Genomic DNA, 24,546 nt, shown 5'->3' with positions numbered 1-24,546 from the left:
CGGTTACAGACAAGAGTCTTTAGGCGGTAATTCAGGCCACACATCGTCGGGCACACTGACAGGCGTGATTGTGGAACATGGAGTACTGCCCATCCGGCCCGGCAGCGAAGCCGACTTCGAAGCAGCGTTCGCCAAGGCGCGGCCGTTGATCGCCGCCCAGCCCGGATTCCTGGGGATTTCGATGTCCCGGTCGGTCGAATCGCCGAACCTCTACCTGTTGCTGGTGCAGTGGGAGAACATTGAGGCGCACACCGAGGGATTTCGGAAGTCGCCGGAATTCGAGCAGTGGCGCGCATTGCTGCACGGTTTCTACGACTCGCCGCCGGTGATCGAGCACTTCGTCGGTATCGACTAAGGAGATGGCCGCCCGTGGACGCACAGCGCACCCTGGAGTTCAACGCCCGTAATATCGCGGAGTTCCGTAGCAGCGGTGGGAAATTGGGCGGACGGTTCGAAGGGGCCCCGGTCCTGTTGCTGACCACCACCGGCGCCAAATCCGGCCAGCAGCGCACCAGCCCGATGATGTATCTCCCCGAGGACGACCGGATCATCGTGTTCGCCTCCAACGAGGGCAAGGACAACCATCCGAGCTGGTACTACAACCTGCGGGCGAACCCCTCGGCGACTGTCGAACTCGGCACCGACACGTTTGCGGTCACGGCCACCGAGATCACCGGCGCTGAACACGATCGGCTCTATGGGATCCAGGCCGAGCGCTACCCGGGTTTCGCCACCTACCGTGAACGCACCCAGCGGGTCATTCCGGTGGTGGAGCTGATCAGAACCGGCGCCTGAGCAGCATCAGGCTGCGGGTGGGTCGGAATCACCGCGTAGGAGTTCTTCGGGGTGGTGGGCGTGGTTGATTTGGGGTGGTGCGGTGCCGTCGGTCCAGCCGAGGCGTCCGTTGGTGGTGATGGTGGTGTGTTGGTGGCCGTCGGTGGCGTCGGTGTGGTCGCAGCCGCAGGCGAAGAACAGTTCGTCGGCGTTGGTGCGTCCGCCGTGTGCCCAGGGTGTGGAGTGGTGCACTTCGCAGTGATAGCCCGGCTGCAGGCAGTTGGGTCGGGTGCAGCCGCGGTCGCGGGCGTGGCAGATGAGGCGTTGGTCGGCGGTGGCGATGCGTTTTTGTCGGCCGAGGTACAGGGGTCGTGTGGTGTGGTCGTCGAAGACGGCGAGGTAGTGAATCGATTGGGCGGCCATGGCGATCAGGTCGCGCATGGGCAGTCGGGAGCCGCCGCCGGTCAGTGCTGGTGGTGGCATGGCGATGGTGGGGTCGGTGGCGGCGTGGGCGGCTTGGTTGAGTTCGGCCAAGGTGGTGGTGACCACGACGGTGACGGGGTGGCCGCGGTGGGTGCCGAGTTTTCCCGAGGCGATGGCGGTGGCCATGGCCCAGCGGAAGGCGTCGTGGCAGCGCTGCGCTGTGGTGCGGTCATCACCGGCGGCCGGGGCGGTGGGATCGGGGTTGTGTCGTCCGGGGCGTACGGCGGCTGCAACTGCTTCGAAGTAGGCGCGGGTTTGGGGGTCTAGGAGGCCGGTGAGTTTGGACATGCCGTCGGGGCCTTGGCGGCCCAGTGTCAGGGCGCGCCGTCGTGCGCGGTCGCGGTCGCTGAACAGCCCATCGGGGTTGAGGTGATCGGCGATGCGTTGCCCGATCTTGGTGAGCATCCCGGCGTCGACTCTGCTGGCGTGGGAGATCAGGGCGGCCTCTGCCTGCGCGATCTGGGGCGGGGTGACCGATCCCGGCAGGATGTCGATGGCTTGGCAGATCGCGCGGATGTGGTCTTCCCCAATCGAACCGGATTCGACTGCGGCGGCTAGGGCTGGGAGTTCGGGTGGGATCGCGGCACCGGTCAGGCAGCGGCGGGGCCTAATGCGGGCGGCCAAACGGCAGCGGCGGGTGATCTCGCGTGGGGTGATCCGCAAGCGTTTGCATAATGCGGCCCGTGCTGCGGCGATCGAACCGGAACCATCGGGTGGGTCGGCGAGTTCGCCGAAGATCCGGTACATCAACCCACGATTCACCCGGTCCTGGGTCTCCAATCGGTCGGCGACCTCGATGCGAAAGGTGTTGCCCACCAGATCCGTCGCGGTCGACCGCAACACCGCATGGGCGGTGTCAATGGCATCAAGAGCAGCGCAGACCTGCTCCCGTGCCGCTGCCGCACCCAGTGCTGTTGCCATACCCCGACACTAAAAACTCGCCCGGACAGCTCAGCCGAATCCGGCCACATCACCCACCCGGCCTGTGGATCAACCCACAACTGTGGATGAATCCCGTAGCATCGCCACCCATGGTTCGCCATGCCTACGCGCACGATGCGGTCGTGGTGATGAAGGCCGGCGGAAGCCCGAATGCGCCCGGCGGCGCCATCGCCAAGGCGCTGTGCGGCAGCTGGGATCACCCGCCGCCGTGCCCGCTGGCGCCGCACCACGTCGCCCACCACGTTGTCGGCGACGAAGTGGTATTGCGGGTGCTGTTCGCCACGGAAGCCGCCGACGAGCCACGCGTGCGGCACCTGATCGGCGAAGCGCTCGCTGCGGGCGAGCTGACCGGCCCCGACGGGTTGGTCACCATCTGGCGGCTGAAATCAACGAATGCCAGCGATGTCCAGCCGAATGAGAAGAGCCACGCAGCGGACCTGACGCACGCCTGAAGGTGTCAGTCCCGGATATGCGCCAGCCGCGACGGCCGCTCCATGTATGTCGCGTCAGGCACAGCGAAGCCGAATTGCTCGTACAAGCCATGCGCGTCAGCGGTGTGCAGCGTCCACCGGAAGTCGCGACCGGGACCCTCGTCGATCATCGTCCGCAGCAAGCCCTTGCCGATCTCGCGGCCCCGCTGATCGCGCGCGACATACACGTCCGCGAGGTAGGCGAAGGCAGCACCGTCGGAGACCGCGCGGCAGAAACCGATCATTGCTCCGTCGCCGGCCCGGTAGGCGCCCACCGTGCGCCACGCGCTGTCGAGCTGACGGTCGAACATGGCGCGGGTGCGGTACTTCGCCCAGTAGGTGTGCTCGACGAGCTCGTTCCAGAGCCAATCTCGATCCACGCGCGCAGCATCGCTCGAGAACTCAACACCGTCGAGATCCGCCACCGCTACCTCCTCATCAGCCTCGGGTCAGGCACCATGCCACCGCGGTGAGCAGGGCGCCCACGCCCACCCGCCGGGCCAGCCGCGTCGTCCGCGGAATGTCGGACGGCGCAGGCGCCCGACCGTAGCCCATCCGGGCGCGATCTTCACGCCGATTTCCGTAGTAGGTGTTGACCCCGCCAAGTTGCAGCCCCAGCGCCCCGGCGAAGGCGGCCTCGACCACCCCGGCGTTGGGGCTGGGGTGATACCGGGCGTCGCGGCGCCACGCCCGCAGCGCGCCGGCGGGATCAGGGCCCAGAGCAGCCGCCAGGACACCGCTCAACCGGGAGGCCGGCAATCCCAGCAGGTCATCCAATCGTGCTGCCGCCCAGCCGAACCGGTCATAACGGGCGTTGCGGTGCCCGATCATGGCATCCAGTGTGTTGGCAGCGCGGTGCGCGACCAGACCCGGAACACCCGCCACCGCACCCCATACGAACGACGCCACCACCGCATCGGAGGTGTTCTCCGCCACGGATTCGACGACCGCACGCGCGATCTCGTCGGGTCCCAGCGCGGTCGTGTCACGGCCGACCAGGTTGCGGACCTGGGTCCGGGCCGAGTCCAGGTCGCCGGCGGCCAGGAAGGCGTTCACGGTCTCGGCTTCGCGTTCCAGGGACCGGCCGCCGAGCACCGCCCAGGTGACGGCGGCGGTCAGCGCCGTGCGCGCCAACGGATTCCGGGCTGCACGCTCACCGGCGTACGCCAGCCCGACGGCGCCGCCGACCAGTATCAGAACGTGGGCGACCCCGGTTGCTCGATTGTCGCGGTAAGTCCGCCGCTCCAACGCCAGCGCACCCGTCCCGAACCCGGCGACCGGATGCAGTCGCCGCGGATCACCCCAAGCGCGGTCGGCGGCGTAGCCGAGCGCCAGCCCGAGTGCCCGGGCCGCAATCACCGCCGCGTCCGGTCGAGCGCGGCCAGCAGCTGATCGGTCAGGCCCGGGGGCCGTACCGCGATCCGCACCCAGCTGGCATCCAGGCCCGGAAAAGTGTCGGCGCGTCGCACCGCAATACCGTTCTCACGCAACGCTGTATGTACCCCGCGGCCGACCTGGGCCAGCACGAAAGGAGCCACACCCGCCACAGACCGCACTTCACGCGCGGCGAGTCCCTCATCCAGGTGCGCCCGCCAGGCAGCCAACTGCTGAGCCCGGCAGTCACTTTCGTGCGCCGCCCGCTCATCCGAGCAGGCCAGCATGGCCGCCAGCGCCGATGCGGACACCGACCAGGGGATCTGCAGCCGTGCCGCCTCGGCGAGCAGCGCGGGATCGCCGAGCAGATATCCCGCGCGAACTCCGGGGATCGACCAGTGCTTGGTCAGGCTGCGGCTCACCAGCAGTCCCGAATGGGTCTCCCCGGAGAGGGTTTGCGGCTCACCCGGGATCGCGTCGAGGAAGGCCTCATCGACCAGCACGACCCGGCCTGGGCGCAGCAGTTGGCGCAGCGTCGGGGCCGGATGTAACACCCCGGTGGGGTTGGTCGGGTTACCGACGACGACGAGGTCGGCGTCCTCGGGCACCGCATCGGGGTGCAGTGTGAAGCCGTCGTCGGCCCGGCACAGCACCGCGCCGACGCTGTGACCGGCGGCGGTCAACGCGGCATGCGGGCCGGTGTACTGCGGATGCACCACCACCGGGGCGCGCCACGGTCGCATTCGAGCCACTAGGTCGAAGGCCTCCGACGCGCCCGCAGTGGGCAGCACCTCCGCGGCGGTGCGACCGTGCCGGGCAGCCAACGCGGCACGGGCCGCTGACGTCTCGGGGTAGGCCACGGCCGCGTCGAGGGAGGCATGCAAGGCGTGCTCGAGCCAGTCCGGGCGCGGCCCGGCGTAGACGTTGACTGCGAAATCGAGCAGACCCGGCGCGGCCTCGACATCGCCGTGATGGTGCAGATCCGGACCGCTGAAACCGTGCACCGCGTCGGCGAACCGCTGCGCCAACCCGGGATACCCCGCCCAGTGGGTGTGCAGGTAAGACGCATGCAGGCTGGCGGAGGCAAAGCCGTCCGGGCCGTCGGGCAGCTGCCAGGCCGCGCTGACGGCGTGATCGAAAACGGCCTGGGTGCGGTGGAATTCGTGCCCGGTGACCCGATCTCCGGCCCGCGCCAGCAGATTGTCGGCCGCCGCCGTGGCCTCGCGATAGCCCAGTGTCAGGCGCGGGGTCATCGCCGCATCGCCCGGCAGTGCGCCGACCCCGGCGTCATCACCCACCCGGCGGCACAGGTACGCCAGCCCGCCACACTCGGCGACGGTCGGCACGCCCGCCGTGATCGCCGCCCGCAGCGCAGCCAGTAGCGCGGTGTTGGCGCCCAACTGCTCGGCGTAGACCTCCGGGAACCCGCCGCCCAGGTAGACCCCTGCGGTATCGGGCGGAAGGCACGTGTCGGTGAGCGGGTCGAAGGTCACCACTTGGCAACCGGCGGCGCGCAGCAGTTCGAAAGTCTCGGTATAGCCGAACGTGAAGGCGCGTCCCGCGGCGACGGCCACCACCGGCCGGCGCCCGGACGCGGCGCTGACCTCAGCAGCCGGATCCCAAGCGCTACCGGTCAATTCCGGAGCTTGGCGCGCCACCGCCAGTAGCGTGTCCAAGTCCACGTGCTGCTCCATGAGCTCGGCAAGCCGAGCGGCCATGGCGGCCGCCTCGTCGCGTTCGGCTGCCGGCACCAGCCCGAGATGGCGCGACGGCGTCTGCACATCCGCGTCGCGGGGCAACACCCCGAGAACGGGAATACCGCTGGGGCGCAGCGCGGCAACGACTTCATCAGCGTGCCGCGCGCTGCCGGCCTTATTCAGCACCACCCCGGCGATGCGCACCGCCGGATCGAAACCGGCCAGACCCGTCACGACCGCCGCATGCGTCCGGGAGGCATGCGAGACGTCGACGACCAGCATCACCGGCGTTGCCGTCAACGCCGCGACATGGGCGGTGGAGGCCTCACCGTCGGTGCCCAGGCGGCCGTCGAAAAGCCCCATCACGCCTTCGATCACGGCGACATCCGCGCCCGCGGCGCCGTGCAGCAGCAACGGCACGATCCGGTCGGTGCCGACCAGATACGGATCCAGGTTGCGGGCCGGCCGGCCGGTGGCCAGCGCGTGATAGCCGGGATCGATGTAGTCCGGGCCGACCTTGTGTCCGCTGACCTGCAGGCCGCGGGCGGACAGCGCGGCCATCACTCCGACCGCCACCGTGGTCTTGCCGTGCCCGGATCCGGGTGCGGCGATGACCAGCCGGGGAAGGGAAACGCCCACCACGTTCACCATTCGATGCCGCGCTGGCCTTTCTGGCCCGTGTCCATCGGGTGCTTGATGTTGGTCATCTCGGTGACCAGGTCGGCGATCTCGATCAACCGCGGATCGGCGCGCCGGCCCGTGATGACGACATGTTGGTGGCCCGGACGGTTGGCCAACGTCTCCACCACGTCCTCGACGTCCACCCAGCCCCAACCCATCGGGTACGTGAACTCGTCAAGGATGTACAGGTCGTGGGTCTGCGCCGCCAGGCGTTCCTTGATCTGTGCCCAGCCCTCGGCGGCGTCACCGGCGTGATCCTCGACGCCGCCGGCCTTGCGGCTCCACGACCAGCCCGAGCCCATCTTGTGCCACTGCACCGGGCCGCCCTCACCGGTCTCGGCGTGCAGTGCGCCCAGGCGCTCGAGCACGCTCTGTTCGCCGACTCGCCACTTCGCGGATTTCACGAACTGGAAGACCCCGATGTTGAAGCCCTGATTCCAGCCGCGCAGCGCCAATCCGAACGCGGCAGTGGACTTCCCCTTGCCGTCGCCGGTGTGCACCATCAGCAGCGGTCGGTTGCGGCGCTGGCGGGTGGTGAGGTTATCGTCGGGCACCGTCAACGGTTGTCCCTGCGGCATCAGGCGGCTCCTCTTCCGGTGGCGTCGCGGACGACGTCGGTCAGTGCCTCGGCGCTGACCTGCGGCAGCGGGACGTATTCGGCCCGCAAGTGCTCGGCCAGCGTGCGGGCCAACCCGAGCCGCATCCGGCCGCTCTCGCAATCCACCACGACCGCCGAATGACCCTGTCCGGCAAGCTGGTCGGCAGCCAGCACGGATCGCTGCACCGGGTCGGCCCCGGCGGTTGCGCGGCCGTCGGTCAACACCACCAGCAGCGGTCGGCAGGCCGGCTCGCGCAGCCGCTCCCGGCGGATCACCTCGGCGGCCTCCAGCAGGCCCTCGGCCAGCGGGGTGCGGCCACCGGCGGGCAACTCGTCGAGCCGGACGGCGGCGATCTCCACCGACCCGGTCGCCGGCAACACCAACTCCGCCTTGGTATCCCGGAACGTCACCACCGCTACCCGGTCACGGCGCCGGTAAGCGTCCAGCAGTAACGACAAGATCGCGGTCTTGACGTGGCGCATCCGCTCGACGGCGGCCATCGACCCGGAGGTGTCGACCACGAACAGCACCAGGTTGGCCTCCCGGCCTTCCCGGACGGCCCGACGAAGATCGTTCGCCTGCAGGATCATCCGGCCGCCGATCCGGCCCCGGACGCCCTGATGCGGCGCGGCGGCGCGCAGCGTCTCGAACAGGTGCAGTCCGCCGGTGTTACCGGACGCGGTGGCGCCCACCCGGCGACCCGAACTGGTGCGGGCCCTGCTGCGCCGGCCGGCGCGTCCCTCGCCCACGCCGTCGACGGAGAAAAGCCGTGCCCGGTAAGGGGAGTCGGCACCCACCGTCGACGTGGAGTCCGGCTTGGACCGGGGCGGCCCGCTCTGGTCGGTTGGTGTGGTGTTCCCGCCCTCCGGCGGACCCTCGGGCTCGGGACCGTCGGGTCCCGGACCGTCCGGGTCGGGTTCGGGACCGGAATCCTCCGGCGGCAGCAGCTCGTCGAGTTCGGCGTCATCGAGACCCGGCGCGTCGAACGGCTTGCGTCGTCGCCGATGCGGCAGGGCCAACCGGGCGGCCACCCGCAGATCCTCCAGCGTGACCGCATCGCGTCCCTGCCACGCCGCATGCGCGACCGCGGTGCGCGCACACACGATGTCGCCGCGCAGGCCATCGACGTCGAACGCCGCACAGATCTCACCGATCTTGACCAGCGAAGCGTCGGTGAGCGCCACCTGCGGCAGCAGTTTCTGGGCTGCACGGATCCGGGCCCGCAACCGCTCTTGGGCCGCGGCGTAGCTCGCGGTGAAACCATCCGGGTCGGCGTCGAACGCCAGCCGCCGCCGTACCGCCTCCGCCCGCAGCGCCGGATCGCGCGGCGCAGACACCTCGACGGTCAACCCGAACCGGTCGAGCAGCTGCGGACGCAGTTCGCCCTCCTCGGGATTCATCGTCCCGACGATCACGAAACGGGCGGCATGGGTCACCGAGACCGAGTCACGCTCCACGGTCAACCGCCCCATCGCCGCGGCATCCAGCAGCAGGTCCACCAGGTGGTCGGCCAGCAGGTTGACCTCGTCGACGTAGAGAATGCCGCGGTTGGCGCGCGCCAACAGCCCGGGTTCGAAGTCGACCGTGCCGGCGCTCAGCGCCCGCTCCAGGTGGATGGAGCCCACCACCCGGTCCTCGGTGGCGCCGACCGGCAGCTCCACCAGCCGCACCGGGCGGGTCTCGACAGCGACGTCGCTGGGGAACGGGCCGTCGGGGGAGAGCGGGTTCGCCTCAGTGGGATCGGAAGAGAACCGGTCGCCGGCCACCACGTCGATGGGCGGCAGCACCTGGGCGAGCGCCCGAACCAGGGTCGACTTGGCGGTGCCCTTCTCGCCGCGGATGAGCACCCCGCCGATACCGGGGGAGATCGCGCTCAGGACAAGCGCCAGCGCCATGTCGTCGAGGCCGCCCGGGGCATCCGGGTCGCCGCCGAGGACAGCGGGGAACGGGTACAGCTGTTGCATTGAGGCTCCGCTCGTGATGCCCAGTGTTGGCAACGCGAAGCCGGTATTCGGACTGACCGGGGCGCACCGGAATGCGCCGCGGAACACCGTAGCGGGCCTGCGTCGGAGTCACACCGACTTCCCTGGCACTTCGCGCCGATACCCTAACACCCATGGCGTGAGACGCCGACCTAGGCGAAAGGACTAGAGGACCGATGACCGCACCCGAAGCAGACTTGACCGGATGGGTCGCCGAGCCGTTCACCGGCGGCGGATTCACCCACGACGTGTACCGCAAGGGCGAGGGGCCCGGCGTGGTGCTGATCCCGGAGATCCCGGGGATACACCCGGGGGTGCTGGCGCTGGGAAATCACCTGGTGGACAACGGGTTCACCGTCGCGATTCCCTCGCTGTTCGGCGAGCCGGGCAAGGCGATCACGCCGGGTTACGCCGCGACCACGATCGCCCGGGCCTGCGTGACCAGGGAGTTCGCCGCGTTCGCCACCGACAAGCAGCGGCCGGTCAGCCAGTTCCTGCGGGCGCTGGCCCGTGATCTCAACGAGAAGACTCCCGGCAAAGGCGTCGGCGTGATCGGGCAGTGCTTCACCGGCGGCTTCGCGCTGGCAGCCGCGGTCGACGACGCCGTGCTGGCCCCGGTGCTCAGCCAACCGTCCGTGCCGATACCGCTGACGTTGAAGCAACGCCGCGACCCGGGGCTCTCCGAGGTCGAGTTGGGCGTCGTTGCCGACCGGGCCGCGGGCGGCGGCCTGTGCGCGCTGGGCCTGCGGTTCAGCGAGGACAAGATGGCGCCCGGCGACCGCTTCGCGACGCTCAAAGCGCGGCTCGGGGACGCTTTCGAGGTGATCGAGATCGATTCCTCGTCGGGCAACCCGCACGGTCTGTCTCGGATGGCGCACTCGGTGCTCACCGACCAGGTTCGCGAGGTCGACGGTCACCCTGCCTACGAGGCGCGCAAGCGGGTGGTGGAATTCCTCACCGAGCGGCTGACGTCGTCGGAGATGTAACAGTTCAAGCTGGGCCGATAGCTCTGGACAGGCCATAATTTCGTATTACACTCGAATCTGTGCTTCGGGTGGCTGAGTCTGCGCTCAAGCACGGCTATTCGATCGAGGAGATCTCCCACGTCTACGACCTCTATGTCTTTGAGGGGGTTATCGACGACGGTGCTGATCCTCCGAAGATCCTGACCATCGGGCCGGACAGTGCGGGCAACCTTGTTGAACTCGTCGGTGGTCGCCAGCCCAGCGGGGACCATTTGATCTGGCACGCGATGCGTTGCCGCCGTCAGTACCTAGGCCTGCTCCCGGGTGGCGGGGAGGTGATCACATGAAAGGAGACAGGCAAGACAACGATGCCGTTCCCGCGCCTGCACTTTCGGAGGAGCAGCTCGGTGCGCTCGCGGACGAGGCTGAGCGTGGCTACGACGCGGGTCGCATCACTCGCGCGTTGGGGCGCCCGCGCATAGGAGCCGCACCAGCCGTCGTGCTACCCGTGCGACTACACGCCGGCCTGCATGCCGCCGCCAAACGGTACGCGGCTGCCGAGCGCACGTCGGTTAGCGAACTGGTTCGACATGCCGTGCTCAAGTACCTCGAATCCGAGGCCGCTGAGCTGCCAGAAGCCGCTTCCGCGAAGGAGCTATCGCCTGGGGTCGCCGAGGCGGAGTCGGGCTTTGACCTTGCTGCGGTCCGAGCCCGGCAGCGACCGCAGGGACGTGCCGAAGTCGTACCTATCCGTGTCCCGCCCGAACTCAAGGAACGGTTGGAAACGCGCGCCCATTCGGAGCGGACATCGGTCAGCGAAATCGTCCGGGCAGCCCTGCGCGCGCTGCTCGGCGATCCGGAGCCGGATCCGCCCACGACTGCGGGCGCTCCACAGAAGAAGCGCCCCCGCCCCACTGAGGCGGACACCTGCCGGGATTACGTCCTGCCGCGGTTGGAGGATGCGGGATGGGACGACGATCAAATCGTCGAGCAGTACGCCATCACCGACGGGCGGATAGTCAAGATCGGCTCCAAGCACCGGCGAGCCGCCGCGCTGCGAGCTGACTACGTGCTCGAGTACGAGCCGGGCGTACCGATCGCCGTTGTGGAAGCCAAGCGTGAGTACTCGACCGCTGGCAAAGGCATGCAGCAGGCGAAAAACTACGCGCAACTGCTTGACGTTCCCTTCGCCTACTCGACAAACGGCGTGAGCATCGTCGAAGACGACCGAAACACCGGCATTGAATGCGACAACCTGCCGGCGTTCCCGTCACCCGAGGTGTTGTGGGCTCGCTACCGGGAGTGGAAGGGGATCAAAGACGACTCCGCCGCTGATGGCCTGCTCGCTCCGTTCAATCGGTCATTGCGCAACGGCGACGGGACAGTTAAGGAGCCCCGCTACTACCAGCGGACCGCGATCAACCGTGCTGTCGAGGCAATCCTGGGCGGCGACAAGAGGCTGCTCCTCACGATGGCTACTGGAACCGGCAAGACCTTCGTGTCGATGCAGATCGTGTGGAAGCTCTGGAACAGTCAATGGGTCCACGGTCGGCATCCGCGCATCCTTTACCTGGCCGACCGGAATGTCCTTATCGACCAACCAATTGAGCGTGAGTTCAAGCCGGCGTTCGGCGATGGCGAGGGTTCGCCGATTTGGAAGCTGAAGGGTACGGCGAAAGCGGGCCGCGAGATCTACTTCGGCCTCTACCAACAACTTGCCGACAGCGGCGACGAAAGCAACGGCATGTACCGTCAGTTCGCGCCTGACTTCTTCGACCTCGTCATCGTCGATGAGTGTCACCGCGGCAGTGCCCGCGCCGAGTCTTCGTGGCGGAAGATCCTCAAACACTTCAGTCCAGCGACGCAGCTGGGCATGACTGCCACGCCGAAGCGAGACGAGACAGCCGATACGTATGCCTACTTCGGTGGCGCCCCGCTGTTCGAGTACTCGCTGGCGCAGGGCATCGAAGACGGGTTCTTGGCGCCCTACCGGGTACGCCGAGTCGTGCTCAGCCCGGATGCGCACGGCTGGGCGCCCGATCAGGGTCAGCTTGACCTGTTCGGCAAGGAGATCCCGGCTGGGCTTTACACGACACCAGATTTTGAGCGGGTGGTCTCACTGCTCAGCCGTACCGAGGCTGCCGCAAAGCACCTGACGAACTACCTGCGGACTACCGATCGGTTCGCCAAGACCATCGTGTTCTGCGTCAACCAGGAGCATGCCGATCAGATGCGCCGTGCCTTGCACAACGCGAATTCCGATCTCACACCGCAGCACCCGGACTATGCGGTCCGGATCGTCAGCAACGAACAGGAGATCGGCATCGGACACCTGAGTCGGTTTTGCGACACCGAGGCGCAGTTTCCGGTGATCGCGACCACCTCCGAGATGCTCTCCACCGGCGTGGACGCGCCGACCGTGCGTAACGTGGTCCTGTTCCGCACGGTCGGATCGATGGCGTTGTTCAAGCAGATGATCGGTCGCGGAACCCGGCTGTTCCCCGATGAGGACAAGCTCTCCTTCGACATCATCGACTACTCGGGCGCGAGCGCCCTGTTCAGTGATCCCGAGTTCGACGGACCACCCGAGCGTGTCATTGAAGAATCGATCAACGATGAAGGTGACGTCGTAGAGGATGTCGTCGTCGAGGAGCCCGAGCCGTCATTCGAGCCGGCACCGCGCCCTGACGACGGCGAAGCCGATATTGACCCCGACGATCTGCCCGAACCGCGCGCCAAGTTCTACGTCGACGATGTCGAGGTGTTTGTCACCGCAGAGGCTGTGTACGAACTTGACCCGCAGACTCAACGGCTGCGGCTGGTGGAGTACCGCGATTTGGTGACCGAGACTATTCGGTCGCTGTTTCCCAGCGCCAATGAGCTGCGGGCGAAGTGGGCCAGCCGGCTCAGTCGGTACGAGGTGCTCGACATGCTGGCCGAACATGGGATCGATGCAGACGAGCTTGCCGAGCGCGCCGGCCTGCCAGATGCCGACCCGATCGACATTCTCGTGCACCTGGCCTGGAATCAGCCGCTCGCGACGCGCACCGATCGGGCGCGGCGTGTCCGCAAGGAGCATGCGGACTTCTTCACGGAGTTTCAGCCGGCCGCCCGCGAGGTGCTTGAGTACCTGCTCGACAAGTACGCCGAGTACGGGATCACCGAACTGGAAAGCCCCGGCGTGCTCCAGGTGCCGCCGTTGTCGGCACTTGGTACGCCGGTCGAGATCGCGCGCCGGTTCGGCTCACCGGAGGCCTGGCGTACGGCACAAACGAGACTTGGAGAACTTGTATACGTGGCCTGAACTCAATGGGAACTTGAGTTGTTCTAGCAGTTGCGCAATGAAACTACAGTTTGCGTATAGGATCGTGGTGTGCCCATCGACCGCCGCGATCTGCGAAGAAGGCTGCTCAGCCTTGCCGCCGGGCAGGCTGGGTACTTCACCGCGGCCCAAGCCAAGGGCGTCGGGTACTCGTACCAAGCGCAGGCCTACCACGTTTCAGCAGGCAACTGGCTGCGGATCGAACGTGGGTTGTTCCGACTTGCCGAATGGATCCCCGACGTTCATGACGACCTGGTGAGGTGGTCACTGTGGTCGCGTGGCCAGGGAGTGGTCTCGCACGAAACGGCGCTTGCTGTGCACGACATCGGCGAGTTCGAAGCTGCACTGGTAAACCTGACGGTGCCCGCCGGTTTCACGACGCGAGATAACGCCGTCGACCTGCACTACGCAGAGTTAGATGTCGATGATGTGCAGGAGGGGCCCGGCTTTCGGGTCACGACGCCCGCACGGTCGCTGATCGATATTGCCGCGACAGCACCCGATGAGGATCAACTGGGTCGAGCAGTGGCGGACGCTCGTCAACGCGGACTCGTCAGCGTCCGGGCTCTGCGAGCGCGGGCAGAATCCATCGACCCGCGTGCTGCGCTGTACCTTGAACGCGCCCTCAATCGCGGTGATGTCTCATGACATACGGCTCACCGCAGGCATTGCGAGCTGCTCTGGAGCACCGATTGCTTATGACCTCGCGGGAGACCCGCATCGCTCTGGATCGACTCCGTCGGCGTGTCTTATTCGAACGGATCGTGGCGCGTTTGGAAGCCGCAGAACCGGGACTCTGGGTACTCAAGGGCGGCATGGCTCTTGAGGTGCGCCTCGCCGACGCCGCACGGTTGACCAAAGATGTCGACATGGGCCTGCGCGACAGCGTCCCAAGTTCGGCGGATCTCCATGACCGCTTGATCGACGCATTGTCCGCCGATCCATTCGTAGACCGGTTCGTCTTCGAGGTGAGCGAACCGGCCGCGCTTCGCGAGGACGGAGGGGGGCACCTCACGTGGCGCGTTTCGATCGCGAGCTTCCTTGCCGGGAAGCCGTTTGGAGCGATCAAGCTCGACATCTCACCTCGGGCGCACGAACTATTGGCGACCGACCGCCTGCCCTTGCCGAACTCCCTCGCTTTCGCGGCCATCCCGACGGTAGAAGTCGAAATCGTCGACGTGCACCGTCACGCCGCCGAGAAGTTCCACGCCATGACCCGGGACTTCGGAGATCGCGAGAACTCGCGGGTCCGCGACCTCCTTGACCTCGTGCTGCTGATCGAGAACGACCTACTCAATCCCGGTGCAGTCGCTGACGCCGCGCGCACGGTTTGGGCTGAGCGGAACGTCATGGAGCCGCCACGCCGGCTACCTCCGCTGCCCGATTCCTGGCCCGCTCGCTACCAGCACCTCGCCGCCACCCACGACGTTGACGCGCAGACCTTTCCGCAGGCCGTTGCGCTGGTGCAGCGTTTGTGGGCTCAGATGCACCCCAACGTGAAGGAGTAACCAGGTGGCAACAAAGAGGAAGGCGGCTTCGGCGACGTCGCCGCAGGCAAAGCTCGCCGCCGTGATCAAATCCGCACGCGACTCCATGCGCAAGGACGCCGGGCTAAACGGCGACCTCGACCGCATCCCGCAGCTGGCTTGGTTGCTGTTCCTGAAAGCCTTTGACGGCCTTGAGGAGAACCGCGAGATCACCGAGGAGGATTTTCGGCCGGCGATCGACGAACCGTACCGCTGGCGCGATTGGGCGGCCGACCCAAACGGGCGCACCGGCGAGGCCCTGCTCGGATTCGTCAACAATGAGCTGCTGCCGTATTTGCGCGGACTATCGGGCGCCGGGGGACACGACCCCCGCGACATCCTCGCCGCGGTATTTCGAGAAACGCACAACCGGATGCTGTCCGGGTATCTGCTGCGCGATGTTGTCAACAAGGTCAACGAGATCAACTTCGCGTCGTCGGACGACATCCATACGATGGCGCATCTGTACGAGTCGATGCTGCGCGAAATGCGCGACGCGGCCGGGGATTCCGGCGAGTTCTACACACCACGGCCGATCATCCGGTTCCTCGTCCAGCAAGTCGATCCAAAGCTCGGCGAGGTCGTTCTCGACCCGGCCTGCGGGACTGGCGGCTTCCTGGTCGAGGCCCTTGAACACCTCACCCCGAAGGTAACCACAACGGCCCAGTTGCGGACCCTGCACACCAATCTTCGTGGTATCGAGAAGAAGCCGCTGCCCTTCCTGCTCGGGATGATGAACCTCGTCCTGCACGGCGTGGGCCGGCCCAACATCACCCGCGGCAACGCCCTTGCCGAATCGATTACGCAGATCGGCAAGGCGCGACGCGTCGGTGTCATCCTTACCAACCCGCCGTTCGGCGGCGAAGAGGAGAAGTCGATCCAGGCCAACTTCCCCGCCGACAAGCGGACCGCCGAAACCGCCTGGCTGTTCCTGCAATTGGTGATGCGCATGCTCAAAGACGGCGGTCGGTGCGGCATCGTCGTACCCAACGGTCTGCTGTTCGGCGGCGGTGTTGGCGCGCGGATCAAGAAGCAGCTGCTGACCGAGTGCAACCTGCACACCATCGTGCGCCTGCCCGATGGCGCCTTCGCCCCCTACACCGACATTCCGTCGAACCTGTTGTTCTTCGACAAGGCCGGCCGGACGAAAGAGGTCTGGTACTACCAGATCCCGCCGCCCGAGGGCCGCAAGAAGTATTCGAAGACAAAGCCGATGCGCTTCGAGGAGTTCGCCGACTGCCAAGCTTGGTGGTCGAACCGCGTCGAGAACGAACGCGCCTGGCGGGTGCCGATCGCCGACATCGAGGCCAACGACGAGTACAACCTGGACCTGCGCAATCCGAACCGGGGTGATGACCTGGCGCACCGACCACCAGCGGAACTGCTGGCGGAATTGGTTGAGACGGAGCGGTCGATTTTGGGGCTGCTTGAGGGCCTCCAAGCCGACATCACTGGTGGTGCGCTGTGAGCCGTGCGATGAGGCGAGTCGGCAAGGTGCTGAAGTTGACTCGTCGACCAGTGGAGGTCCGTCTCGACGGGTCCTACGAGGAGATCGGCATCCGATCGTTCGGCCGGGGCGTGTTCCACAAGGAGCCAGTCTCGGGCGCTCAACTTGGCTCGAAGCGGGTCTTTCGAATTGAGCCGGGCGACCTTTTGCTCAGTAACGTGTTTGCGTGGGAAGGCGCTGTGGCGGTCGCAGGCCATGCTGAGCAGGGCAAGATCGGCTCGCACCGCTTCATGACTTACGTGCCGATTAACGATGATGAGATCGACACGAACTGGGCGTCCTGGTTTTTCAGGAGTGAACCAGGCCTCGAGCTCATCCGGCAGGCTTCACCTGGGTCGGCCGGTAGGAACCGCACTCTGGCGATCGACCGGTTTGAGGCACTGGCGATTCCACTTCCGCCAATCGACGAGCAGCGGCGAGTTGCAAGCTACCTAGATCGCGTATCGGAAACTGTCGACGCTGCTTTCGAGCGGAAACGTCATGCGGAGCTTCTGTTCGATGCGATGACAGACAGCCGAGAATCCCAGCTGATCGCCAGTCTTGGCGCAGCCGGTATTCCATTTCGGCGCCTGTCGGAGGTTGCTGAGATCAACCCGCGACCAGCTCGACTGACCGCAGACGAGGTTGTGTCTTTTGTGCCGATGGCTGCGGTCGATGCCGATACAGGATCGATCTCTGGCGCGGAGGTCCGGTCGGTCATGGAGGTAGGTACTGGGTACAAGCAGTTTCGACGGGAAGACGTCATTTTCGCGCGTATCACGCCCTGTATGCAGAACGGCAAGTCGGCGGTATTCTCCGAACGCGACTTCGGGTTCGGCTCCACCGAGTTCCACGTCGTCAGGACTGGCGATGGGGTCACGGCGGAATACATCCATCGGATATTGCGGACGCGCCAACTCCGTGAAAAAGCGGCCGAGCACTTCACTGGTACTGCTGGTCAGCAACGTGTCCCAGCAGAGTTCCTGCGCCAGGTCCTCATTCCGGTTCCACCATCGCACCAACATCAGCAGGAGATCGTGGCGCGCCTCGACGCGTTCCGGACCGAGGCGCGAGCGTTTCGGACGATCAGCTTGGACGCTGACGCTCTGGCAAGTTCACTACTACCGGCGTCTCTCAACGCAACTTTCGCGGGCTATACTGACTAGGCAGCGACTTCCCAGCAATCTTTTGTCACGATGATATGGCCGAGAAAACGGAGACCCACCGTGGTCGCCGCGGCTTTTACCAAGTCGGTCGTGCGCCGATCAGCCGCGCTGGGCTCGGCGGTCGCACCCGGATGGTTGTGGGCGATCGCGAAAGCACGCCCGTCGTGTCGGAGAACCGCGTTCAAGATTTCGCGCACCGGCACGACCGACCGGTCGAGAGCGCCCTCGGCAACGGCCACGACCCGTTGAAGCCGATTGCCGGCATCGCAGATGACGACGATCAGCCGTTCGCGGCGAGCGTTGGCAAGTTCGGCACGGGCGATCGTCGCGACATCGTCAGCAGCGCGCAACTGAACCGGGTCGGTGCGAACGCTTCGGCTACTCAGCTGGAATGCTGCTACAAGAGCCGCTGCCTTTGCCGGACCGACACCCGGCACGGTCGCCAACTCCTCCGGTCTTGCGCGTGCCAAATCCTGGGCTGACCCGAACTCGGCAATCAGCTCGGCCGCGAGGTCAACTGCGCTCTTGCCCGTGGTGCCATTGCGGAGCACAAGCGCAATCAGCTCGCAGTCGGTCAGCGCGTCGACGCCACGGGCGTGCAACCGCTCACGCGGCCGCTCGGTTGGGGGTAGCGCGTTGATCAGCATGTCATCTGCACCTCCTGGCAGGACAATACGACGCACGCCCGACAGCTCGACGCGTCTCACGAATTCAATGCCGACTCGTTGGGCCACTCCGGCGATAAGCCGAAAAGTTCGGCGGCGGTCGTGGATGCCTCCGTACGAACCAGATTGCCCGAATCGCCAACATTGACCGAGGCGAACGGGAGAGGTTGCCCCAACGGATTAAACGGCCACGGATTGACCCACAGTGGGGGCAGCCCCGACGCAACCGTCCAGGCCCTCATAGTGTCGCCGAACAGCACGGCGGAAATCCGAGAGCCGCGGGGCTCAGCTCCGGGCCGCCAATACCCGTCGCGCCGACGAACCCGCCGAGGCGCGCTTTGCCCATCCCATGAGATTTCGAGAGCGTCGGAGCCGAAAAGTGCGTTCACGAGTTCGAACTCATCAATCGAGTTCCAACACCCGATAGCTACCACCAGCGGCCTATCGAGCTGCTGGTCGAGTGTGCCGTACTTTCCCCCCTTCTTGCTCAACGTGTTTCGCAAACGCTCGACATCCCTCGTAAAGTTGGCGGGGATCATAGGGTAGATCGCAATCAGGCGACCGGGGATACCACGACGGTCCGGCCGAACGGGTCCCGCAGTGAGGCTGAGGACCCAGTCGCGTGCGGGGAGCTGCCAGTGCGGCAACGCACGGCCCGCCGTTTGGTCAGCCAGGGCACGGTCGTAGTCCAACGTCCGTAGCCAAGCTTCGAGGGGTTCAACGATCTCCCGCTTCGCCGGGCGCTGTTTGCCCTCCGCCGTGATCTCAAGGTCCACCATGAAGTCGGAGTTCTTCGCGTCGTTGACGCAGTCACACACCCAGTTCCAGGCGTCGGAGGTCGGGTCGGCGTTGAAGATGAACGCAGCTTCGACATACATACTGAACGGCCCCTTGGCGACGAGGAAGTCAGGCCTTGTGTTCTTGCCGGTGTTGCCCGTGAGATCCGGGTGCACCTTGACGGCATACCCGAGACGGTCGAACAGTGTGAACACGTACAGCTCCCACCACGCAGGAAGGTGCTGCCTCTCGTCCTCGTCACGAAGACGGCTGACGAGCCCAGGCTTGTGCTCGTCAGGGAACGCCGCATAGCAGGTTTGGAGGTGATTTCGCACTCGGTCCCAGAATGCGCCCGCGCGGCGGTTGAGGAAGTGGAAGGGCTTCTCGGTGTGACGCCCCGGGCTGCTATCCGATCGGGGTCCATCATCGAATAGCTTCTCGCCTGCCACGGGATTTAGCCTACGGCGCCTCCCCGACAAGCCCGGACATCATCGGAGACCGTCGACCGCAGGGTGTTGCACCCGCCGGTCCTGATTATTGCTCCCAGTTAGGATCGGCCCCGTGCCAGTCGAGCCCCAACCTGTCGCCGTAGTGGGCATCGGCGCCGACGGCTGGGCCGGGCTGGGTGAGCCGGCCCGGGAGAGGGTGCTGGCGGCCGACGTCGTAATCGGCGCGCCGCGCCAACTGGACCTGCTACCGCAGATCGAAGGCCAGCAACGGCGCCGGTGGCCGTCCCCGTTGCACGCCGGGCTGTCCGCGCTGTTCGAGGAGCTGGCGGGACTGCGGACCGTGGCGCTGGCATCGGGTGATCCGCTGCTCAGCGGTATCGGTACCACCCTGATCCGGCTGTTCGGAACCGACCGGGTGACGGTGGTGCCGGCGGTCTCGTCGGAAACGCTGGCCCGGGCCCGGTTGGGCTGGCCCGCGGAGTCCGCCGCGGTGGTCAGCGTGGTCGGCCGTGACGTGCACGCGGTGCTGCGGGAGTTGGCACCGAACCGGCGGTTGCTGGTGCTGTCGTCGGATGAGACCACCCCGGGGCAGCTGGCCGCTCTGCTGACCGAGCGTGGCTACGGGGCGAGCCGGATGACGGTGTTGGGCGACCTGGGCGGGGCGACCGAGTCCCGGCTGGACAGCACGGCGGCAACGTTCACCGGCCCGGCCCCGCGGCTCAATATCGTCGCGCTGGAATTGGCCGGGCCGCTGGTGGCCGGCTGGGCGGCCGGCGTGCCCGATGACGCCTACCACCACGACGGGCAGCTCACCAAACGTGACCTGCGGGCCGCCGCGCTGGCTCGGCTGGCCCCCGCCCCCGGGCAGCTGCTGTGGGACGTCGGCGCGGGCGCCGGCTCGGTGGGCATCGAATGGATGCGCTCGCATTCGACCTGCCGTGCCGTCGCTGTTGAGGTGAACGACGCCAGGGCGCAACGGATCTCGGACAACGCCCGCAATCTCGGTGTGCCCGCGTTGCGGGTGGTCAGCGGCGCGGCCCCGCAGGCGTTGGCGGACCTGCCCGCCCCGGATGCGGTGTTCATCGGCGGCGGCCTGAGTCGGACCGGGGTGCTGGCGGCCTGCCTGGCAGCGCTGACGCCGGGCGGGCGGGTGGTGGCCCACGGCGTCACGCTGGAGACCGAGGCGGTGCTGCTGGCGGCCTACCGCGAACACGGCGGCGAGCTGACCCGCATCCAGGTGGAGCACGCCGCACCGCTGGGATCTTTCACCGGCTGGACGCCGAGCCGGGCGGTCACCCAGTGGGCGTTAACCCTGCCCTGAACGATCCCGGGCCGGGTCATAGAGATGGCTCTCGCCGGCGCACGGATCGGGCAGATCGGCTACCGCCCGGCCGACCAGGATGACCGCCGCTGACCGCAGACCCGCCGCCTCGACCGCGTCGGCGATGTCGGTGATGGTTCCGCGCAGCACCAATTCCTCGGGCTGCGACGCGCGGTAGACCACCGCGACCGGACAGTCCGCGCCGTACTCGGGCGCCAGTTCGGCCATCAGCTCACCGATGCGGGTGATCGCCAGGTGCAACACCAGCGTGGCGCGCGTTGCGGCGAACGCGGCGAGCGCTTCGCGTTGCGGCATTGCGGTGGAGGCGGCTTGGGTACGGGTCAACACCACCGACTGCGTCACCAGCGGCACCGTGAGCTCACGGCCGATCACCGCTGCTGCCGCCGCGTACGCCGGCACCCCGGGAGTCACCTCCCACGGCACCCCGGCGGCATCGAGCCGGCGGGTCTGCTCGAAGACCGCGCTGTACAGCGACGGATCCCCGGAGACCAGCCGCACCACCGCACGGCCCGCCCGATGCGCGGTGACCAGCCGGCCGGTGATCGCATCCAGATCCAGGTCGGCGGTGTCGACGAGATCGGCCGTCTGCGAGCAGTGCGCGAGCACCTTCGGGTCCAGGTAGCTGCCCGGGTAGAGCACCACGTCGGCGCCGGCCAGCAGCCGCGCCGCCCGCACTGTCAGCAGATCCGCCGCGCCCGGGCCGGCGCCGACGAACTGGACCGCTAACGTACCCATCGCGGCGTCCACACCCGCCCGGCCGTCACCCGGGTTGACGAGGCCCCCACCAGGACAAGGCATTTCATATCGATAGTGTCGGTGTCCAGCTCGCCCAGGGTGGTCACGGTGAGCGTCTCGGACTCCCGGCCGATGTCGCGGCCGATGACCACCACGGTCGCCGCGTCCCGGTGTTCCAGCAGCACCTTGCGCGCGATCGCGATCTGGTCTGGCCGGGCGCGAGACGCCGGGTTGTAGATCGCCAGCACCAGATCGGCCTCGGCGATCGCCCGCAGCCGCGACTCGATCACCGCCCACGGCTTGAGCCGATCCGACAGGCTCAGCACCGCGAAGTCGGCTCCGATCGGGGCGCCGGCCGCCGCGGCCACCGCCTGCACCGCCGACACTCCGGGTAGCACCCGCACCGAAACATGCCGATATTGCTCATTATCGGCCGCCTCGAACACCGCGGACGCCATCCCGAACACCCCGGCATCCCCGCCGGAGACCACCGCCACCTTCTCGCCGCGGGCTGCCAGGTCCAACGCGAAACGGGCCCGGTCAAGCTCGACGGTGTTGCCCGAGGTGTGTCGCTGCAACCCTTCCCGCTGCGGAACGCGTGCGACGTAGGGGCCGTAGCCCACCACGTGGTCGACGGCTGCCAGCGCGTCGGTGGCCTCGCCGGTCAGCCAGCCCTCGGGCCCGGGTCCGAGGCCGATCACGAGAAGTTCAGCGGCGGAAGCTGATTCGACCGCTGATTCGGACCTGGCGAGCTGATCTGCCGGGGTCCGGGAGCGTTGCCCGTTGCGGGAATCCCCGTCGACCACGATCAGCGACAGGTAAGGCACAGATGCCTCCGCTGCTTCGTCCATGTTGGCGACCCGCAGCCAGCGCTGCTGCGGATGACTCGCCCGCTCGACGTAGTAGGCGTGGTCGAGCCGGCCGGCGGCGGCCAGGGCCCGGCGCACCGCGGGGAACGTGCGGCCCAGCTTCATGATGATGGCGCCGTCGGTGTCGGCCAGCCGCATCGCCAGCTCGTGTTCGCCCAGCGTGCCGGGCAGCACGGTGAGCACGTCGGTCTGGCGCACCAGCGGCATCCCGAGCGCTGCGGTGGCGGCACTGAACGCCGGGACGCCGGGGATGATCTCGGTGTCGAAGCGGGTGGATAGCCGATCGTGCATGTACATGAACGAGCCGTAGAACAGCGGATCACCCTCGGTCAACAGCGCCACCGTGCGGCCCGCTTCCAGGTGGGCGGCCAGCCTGGACGCCGAGGCCTCGTAGAAGTCGGCGAGCGCTCCGGTGTAGCCGCCGGGGTGATCGGTGACCCCAGTGGTGACCGGGTAGCGCAGCTCCTCTTCGCAGACACCGGGCCGGATCAGGTCGGCGGCGATGGTGCGCGCATACGACGCCTTGTTAACCCCGGCGTGATAGGCCACCACATCGGCGTCGCCAATGATCCGGGCCGCCTTGCGGGTGATCAGCTCCGGGTCACCGGGGCCCAGGCCCACCCCATAAAAACGGCCGGTCATGCGGTGTCTCTCATTCGGTATCCGAGGCGAGTGCGTTCAACGCCGACGACGTCATCGCCGAGCCGCCGCGCCGACCGCGCACCGTCACGAACGGGATGTCGATGCCGTGATCGCGGTGCAGTGCGGCCAACGCGGCTTTGGACTCGGCCGCACCGATGAAGCCCACCGGGCAACCGACGATCACCGCTGGCCGCGGCCCGCCGTCGATGATCATTTCCAGCAGGTGGAACAGCGCGGTCGGGGCGTTGCCGATCGCGACGACGGCGCCGGCCAACTCGGGTTCCCACAGCGAGACGGCCGCCGCCGACCGGGTGGTTCCCCATTCCTTCGCCAGGTCCGCGACCCGCTCGTCGCGCAGGTAACAGCGCACCTCGTTGCCGGCCGGCAGCCGCCCTGCGGTCACCCCGACCGCCACCATGCGGGCATCGCAGAGGATCGGCGCGCCGCCGTCGAGCGCGGCCCGCCCGGCCGGCACCGCGTCGGGGTGGATCAACAAGTCCTTGGCGACGTCGGTCTGCCCGGCGCCGTGGATCATCCGCACCGCGAGCCGCTCCGCGGTCGCCGGAATGTGCGACAGGTCGGACTCGCGGCGGATGGTCGCAAACGATTCGACGTAAATGGCCGGGCCGTCGGCGATGTAGTCGTAATGCCGAGACGGGCGCGGGGGCCTGCTCACCGATTCGCCTCCTGGGCTTGGGGGATGAAGACACCCTGCCACGGCGTCACCACGAGCTCGGTGTGCTCCACCAGCGACCGCCCGTGGTCCGGCGTGAGCGCGCCGTCGGGAACGTGCACGTGGGTGCCGCCGGGCACGCTGCCAAACGGTAACGGACCCGACGGGACCGGAACACGCGGGTCGGCGGCGACGACGTGCGCCAGCGGGTGCGACAGCTCGCGGACGTGCCACGGCGCGTCCGGCCGCCCGCCGCGGGCCTCCTGGAACGCACCCGCCAGCTCGGCGAGCCGGGCGGCGGCGTCCTTGATGTCGATCACCGCCCCCCAGTGTTCGCCGATCCGCAGCTGCGCCGCCGTGCTGCTGAGCGCGATCAAGCCGGCATCGGTTGCGCGGTCCAGCAGGTCGCCGCGGCCGTCATCGAGCACGAACAGAAAGCGGCCGGGCAGCCCGGCGAGTCGCGGATCGGCGCACAACAGCGCGTCCAGCCGCGCAGCCACCGGGCGCAGGTCCGCCCGACCGCCGGCGTAGCCGGTCTGCGGCGAGACCAGGATGTTGCGGACCAGCTCGTGGCTGCGCGACGGCACCAGCCCGGTCGACTCCAGGGCGGCCACCGCCTCGGGGGTCAGCTCACCGCCGTGATCGGCCAACCCGCGCAACTGCAGGTTGGCCCGCTTGGTCAGATAGATCGAGCCGTCGGCGAACTCGGCGCTGACCTGCAGCAACCGGGTCAGCGACGTGGCTGGAAGCCGGCCGCCGACCAGGCGCAGCCGCACCAGCAGCCCGTCGTCGGCCACCCAGGGCCGCAGCACGCCCGGGCACCGGTCGGCCCTAGTCCTCATCTGTCACACCCGCCACGCGGGGGACGGCATGCGGCAATTGCCCGCCTTGGAGCGACAAGACGAGTCAGGTTCGAGACGGGTCCAG

23 protein-coding genes and 1 riboswitch are annotated in these 24,546 nt (G+C 67.5%); of the genes, 11 read left to right on the top strand and 12 right to left on the bottom strand.

Annotated elements, in window-relative coordinates:
• Window positions 1-64: 64 nt before the first annotated feature.
• Entirely contained in the window at window positions 65-355 is a 291-nt protein-coding gene (locus RCP37_RS16560; protein ID WP_046283492.1) for an antibiotic biosynthesis monooxygenase family protein, read from the top strand.
• Window positions 356-369: 14 nt separating this feature from the next.
• Window positions 370-795 (top strand): nitroreductase family deazaflavin-dependent oxidoreductase, encoded by a 426-nt coding sequence (locus RCP37_RS16555; RefSeq protein ID WP_308484106.1) that lies wholly within the window; start codon window positions 370-372, stop codon window positions 793-795.
• A gap of 6 nt (window positions 796-801) precedes the next feature.
• Here the strand turns inward: RCP37_RS16555 and RCP37_RS16550 are convergent, their stop codons facing one another.
• Window positions 802-2,178: an HNH endonuclease signature motif containing protein gene (locus RCP37_RS16550; protein WP_308484105.1), complete on the bottom strand. Its 1,377-nt coding sequence runs from the start codon at window positions 2,176-2,178 to the stop codon at window positions 802-804.
• Window positions 2,179-2,288: 110 nt separating this feature from the next.
• Here RCP37_RS16550 and RCP37_RS16545 point away from each other — a divergent pair, with 110 nt between their 5' ends.
• On the top strand, window positions 2,289-2,651 hold the full coding sequence (locus RCP37_RS16545) for a hypothetical protein (protein WP_308484104.1): 363 nt from the start codon (window positions 2,289-2,291) through the stop codon (window positions 2,649-2,651).
• A gap of 5 nt (window positions 2,652-2,656) precedes the next feature.
• Here the strand turns inward: RCP37_RS16545 and RCP37_RS16540 are convergent, their stop codons facing one another.
• Genes RCP37_RS16540 through RCP37_RS16520 form a run of 5 tightly spaced genes read right to left on the bottom strand, consistent with a single transcriptional unit; the run spans window position 2,657 to window position 8,984 of the window.
• Window positions 2,657-3,094, bottom strand: coding sequence for a GNAT family N-acetyltransferase (locus tag RCP37_RS16540; protein WP_308484103.1), 438 nt, complete (start codon window positions 3,092-3,094; stop codon window positions 2,657-2,659).
• A 13-nt stretch (window positions 3,095-3,107) separates the two neighbouring features.
• Window positions 3,108-4,028 (bottom strand): cobalamin biosynthesis protein, encoded by a 921-nt coding sequence (locus tag RCP37_RS16535; RefSeq protein WP_308484102.1) that lies wholly within the window; start codon window positions 4,026-4,028, stop codon window positions 3,108-3,110.
• Window positions 4,025-6,379 (bottom strand): bifunctional hydrogenobyrinic acid a,c-diamide synthase/histidinol phosphate aminotransferase CobBC, encoded by a 2,355-nt coding sequence (locus RCP37_RS16530; RefSeq protein WP_308484101.1) that lies wholly within the window; start codon window positions 6,377-6,379, stop codon window positions 4,025-4,027. The genes RCP37_RS16535 and RCP37_RS16530 overlap by 4 nt, the downstream gene beginning before the upstream one ends.
• A gap of 5 nt (window positions 6,380-6,384) precedes the next feature.
• Entirely contained in the window at window positions 6,385-6,999 is a 615-nt protein-coding gene (cobO, locus tag RCP37_RS16525) for a cob(I)yrinic acid a,c-diamide adenosyltransferase (RefSeq protein ID WP_308484100.1), read from the bottom strand.
• Window positions 6,999-8,984: a magnesium chelatase subunit D family protein gene (locus RCP37_RS16520; RefSeq protein WP_308484099.1), complete on the bottom strand. Its 1,986-nt coding sequence runs from the start codon at window positions 8,982-8,984 to the stop codon at window positions 6,999-7,001. The genes cobO and RCP37_RS16520 overlap by 1 nt, the downstream gene beginning before the upstream one ends.
• Before the next feature lie 21 nt (window positions 8,985-9,005).
• A riboswitch (cobalamin riboswitch) is annotated at window positions 9,006-9,132 on the bottom strand.
• A 46-nt stretch (window positions 9,133-9,178) separates the two neighbouring features.
• On the opposite strand from RCP37_RS16520, the gene RCP37_RS16515 reads away from it, so the two are divergent.
• The 7 genes from RCP37_RS16515 to RCP37_RS16485 all read left to right on the top strand — a co-directional run bounded on the left by RCP37_RS16515 (window position 9,179) and on the right by RCP37_RS16485 (window position 17,467).
• On the top strand, window positions 9,179-9,988 hold the full coding sequence (locus RCP37_RS16515; protein ID WP_308484098.1) for a dienelactone hydrolase family protein: 810 nt from the start codon (window positions 9,179-9,181) through the stop codon (window positions 9,986-9,988).
• 59 nt (window positions 9,989-10,047) lie between these two features.
• The gene (locus RCP37_RS16510; protein WP_308484097.1) at window positions 10,048-10,314 is read left to right on the top strand and encodes a hypothetical protein; all 267 of its coding nucleotides are present in this window, start codon (window positions 10,048-10,050) and stop codon (window positions 10,312-10,314) included.
• Entirely contained in the window at window positions 10,260-13,271 is a 3,012-nt protein-coding gene (gene hsdR, locus RCP37_RS16505) for an EcoAI/FtnUII family type I restriction enzme subunit R (RefSeq protein ID WP_308484096.1), read from the top strand. The genes RCP37_RS16510 and hsdR overlap by 55 nt, the downstream gene beginning before the upstream one ends.
• 69 nt (window positions 13,272-13,340) lie before the next feature.
• A complete protein-coding gene (locus RCP37_RS16500; RefSeq protein WP_308484095.1) occupies window positions 13,341-13,937 on the top strand; it encodes a type IV toxin-antitoxin system AbiEi family antitoxin domain-containing protein in 597 nt (198 codons plus the stop codon).
• Between the two features lie 116 nt (window positions 13,938-14,053).
• Window positions 14,054-14,797 carry a nucleotidyl transferase AbiEii/AbiGii toxin family protein gene (locus RCP37_RS16495; protein ID WP_308484094.1) on the top strand — a complete coding sequence of 248 codons (744 nt, stop codon included), beginning with the start codon at window positions 14,054-14,056 and terminating at the stop codon, window positions 14,795-14,797.
• A 4-nt stretch (window positions 14,798-14,801) separates the two neighbouring features.
• Window positions 14,802-16,283, top strand: a complete 1,482-nt coding sequence (locus RCP37_RS16490) for a class I SAM-dependent DNA methyltransferase (RefSeq protein ID WP_308484093.1) — start codon at window positions 14,802-14,804, stop codon at window positions 16,281-16,283.
• On the top strand, window positions 16,280-17,467 hold the full coding sequence (locus tag RCP37_RS16485; protein WP_308484092.1) for a restriction endonuclease subunit S: 1,188 nt from the start codon (window positions 16,280-16,282) through the stop codon (window positions 17,465-17,467). Before RCP37_RS16490 ends, RCP37_RS16485 begins: the two co-directional genes overlap by 4 nt.
• Here the strand turns inward: RCP37_RS16485 and RCP37_RS16480 are convergent.
• Together RCP37_RS16480 and RCP37_RS16475 are read right to left on the bottom strand one after the other, a co-directional pair.
• Window positions 17,464-18,114 (bottom strand): JAB domain-containing protein, encoded by a 651-nt coding sequence (locus RCP37_RS16480; protein WP_308484091.1) that lies wholly within the window; start codon window positions 18,112-18,114, stop codon window positions 17,464-17,466. The two genes, RCP37_RS16485 and RCP37_RS16480, sit on opposite strands and share 4 nt — an antisense overlap.
• Before the next feature lie 56 nt (window positions 18,115-18,170).
• A complete protein-coding gene (locus RCP37_RS16475) occupies window positions 18,171-19,358 on the bottom strand; it encodes a hypothetical protein (protein ID WP_308484090.1) in 1,188 nt (395 codons plus the stop codon).
• 103 nt (window positions 19,359-19,461) lie between these two features.
• On the opposite strand from RCP37_RS16475, the gene cbiE reads away from it, so the two are divergent.
• Window positions 19,462-20,679: a precorrin-6y C5,15-methyltransferase (decarboxylating) subunit CbiE gene (gene cbiE, locus RCP37_RS16470; protein ID WP_308487121.1), complete on the top strand. Its 1,218-nt coding sequence runs from the start codon at window positions 19,462-19,464 to the stop codon at window positions 20,677-20,679.
• Here the strand turns inward: cbiE and cobM are convergent.
• The 4 genes from cobM to RCP37_RS16450 are packed head-to-tail and all read right to left on the bottom strand — an operon-like array spanning window position 20,665 to window position 24,461.
• The gene (cobM, locus tag RCP37_RS16465) at window positions 20,665-21,435 is read right to left on the bottom strand and encodes a precorrin-4 C(11)-methyltransferase (protein ID WP_308484089.1); all 771 of its coding nucleotides are present in this window, start codon (window positions 21,433-21,435) and stop codon (window positions 20,665-20,667) included. The genes cbiE and cobM overlap by 15 nt on opposite strands.
• On the bottom strand, window positions 21,423-22,946 hold the full coding sequence (cobJ, locus tag RCP37_RS16460; protein WP_308484088.1) for a precorrin-3B C(17)-methyltransferase: 1,524 nt from the start codon (window positions 22,944-22,946) through the stop codon (window positions 21,423-21,425). Before cobJ ends, cobM begins: the two co-directional genes overlap by 13 nt.
• A 10-nt stretch (window positions 22,947-22,956) precedes the next feature.
• Window positions 22,957-23,622, bottom strand: coding sequence for a precorrin-8X methylmutase (locus tag RCP37_RS16455; protein ID WP_308484087.1), 666 nt, complete (start codon window positions 23,620-23,622; stop codon window positions 22,957-22,959).
• Entirely contained in the window at window positions 23,619-24,461 is an 843-nt protein-coding gene (locus tag RCP37_RS16450) for a ferredoxin-like domain-containing protein (protein ID WP_308484086.1), read from the bottom strand. Before RCP37_RS16450 ends, RCP37_RS16455 begins: the two co-directional genes overlap by 4 nt.
• Between the last annotated feature and the right edge of the window lie 85 nt (window positions 24,462-24,546).

The sequence above is a fragment of the Mycolicibacter sp. MU0102 genome, assembly GCF_963378105.1.
GTDB classification, from domain to species: Bacteria; Actinomycetota; Actinomycetes; order Mycobacteriales; family Mycobacteriaceae; genus Mycobacterium; species Mycobacterium holstebronense.
This window is presented reverse-complemented; position numbering and strand designations above follow the sequence as displayed.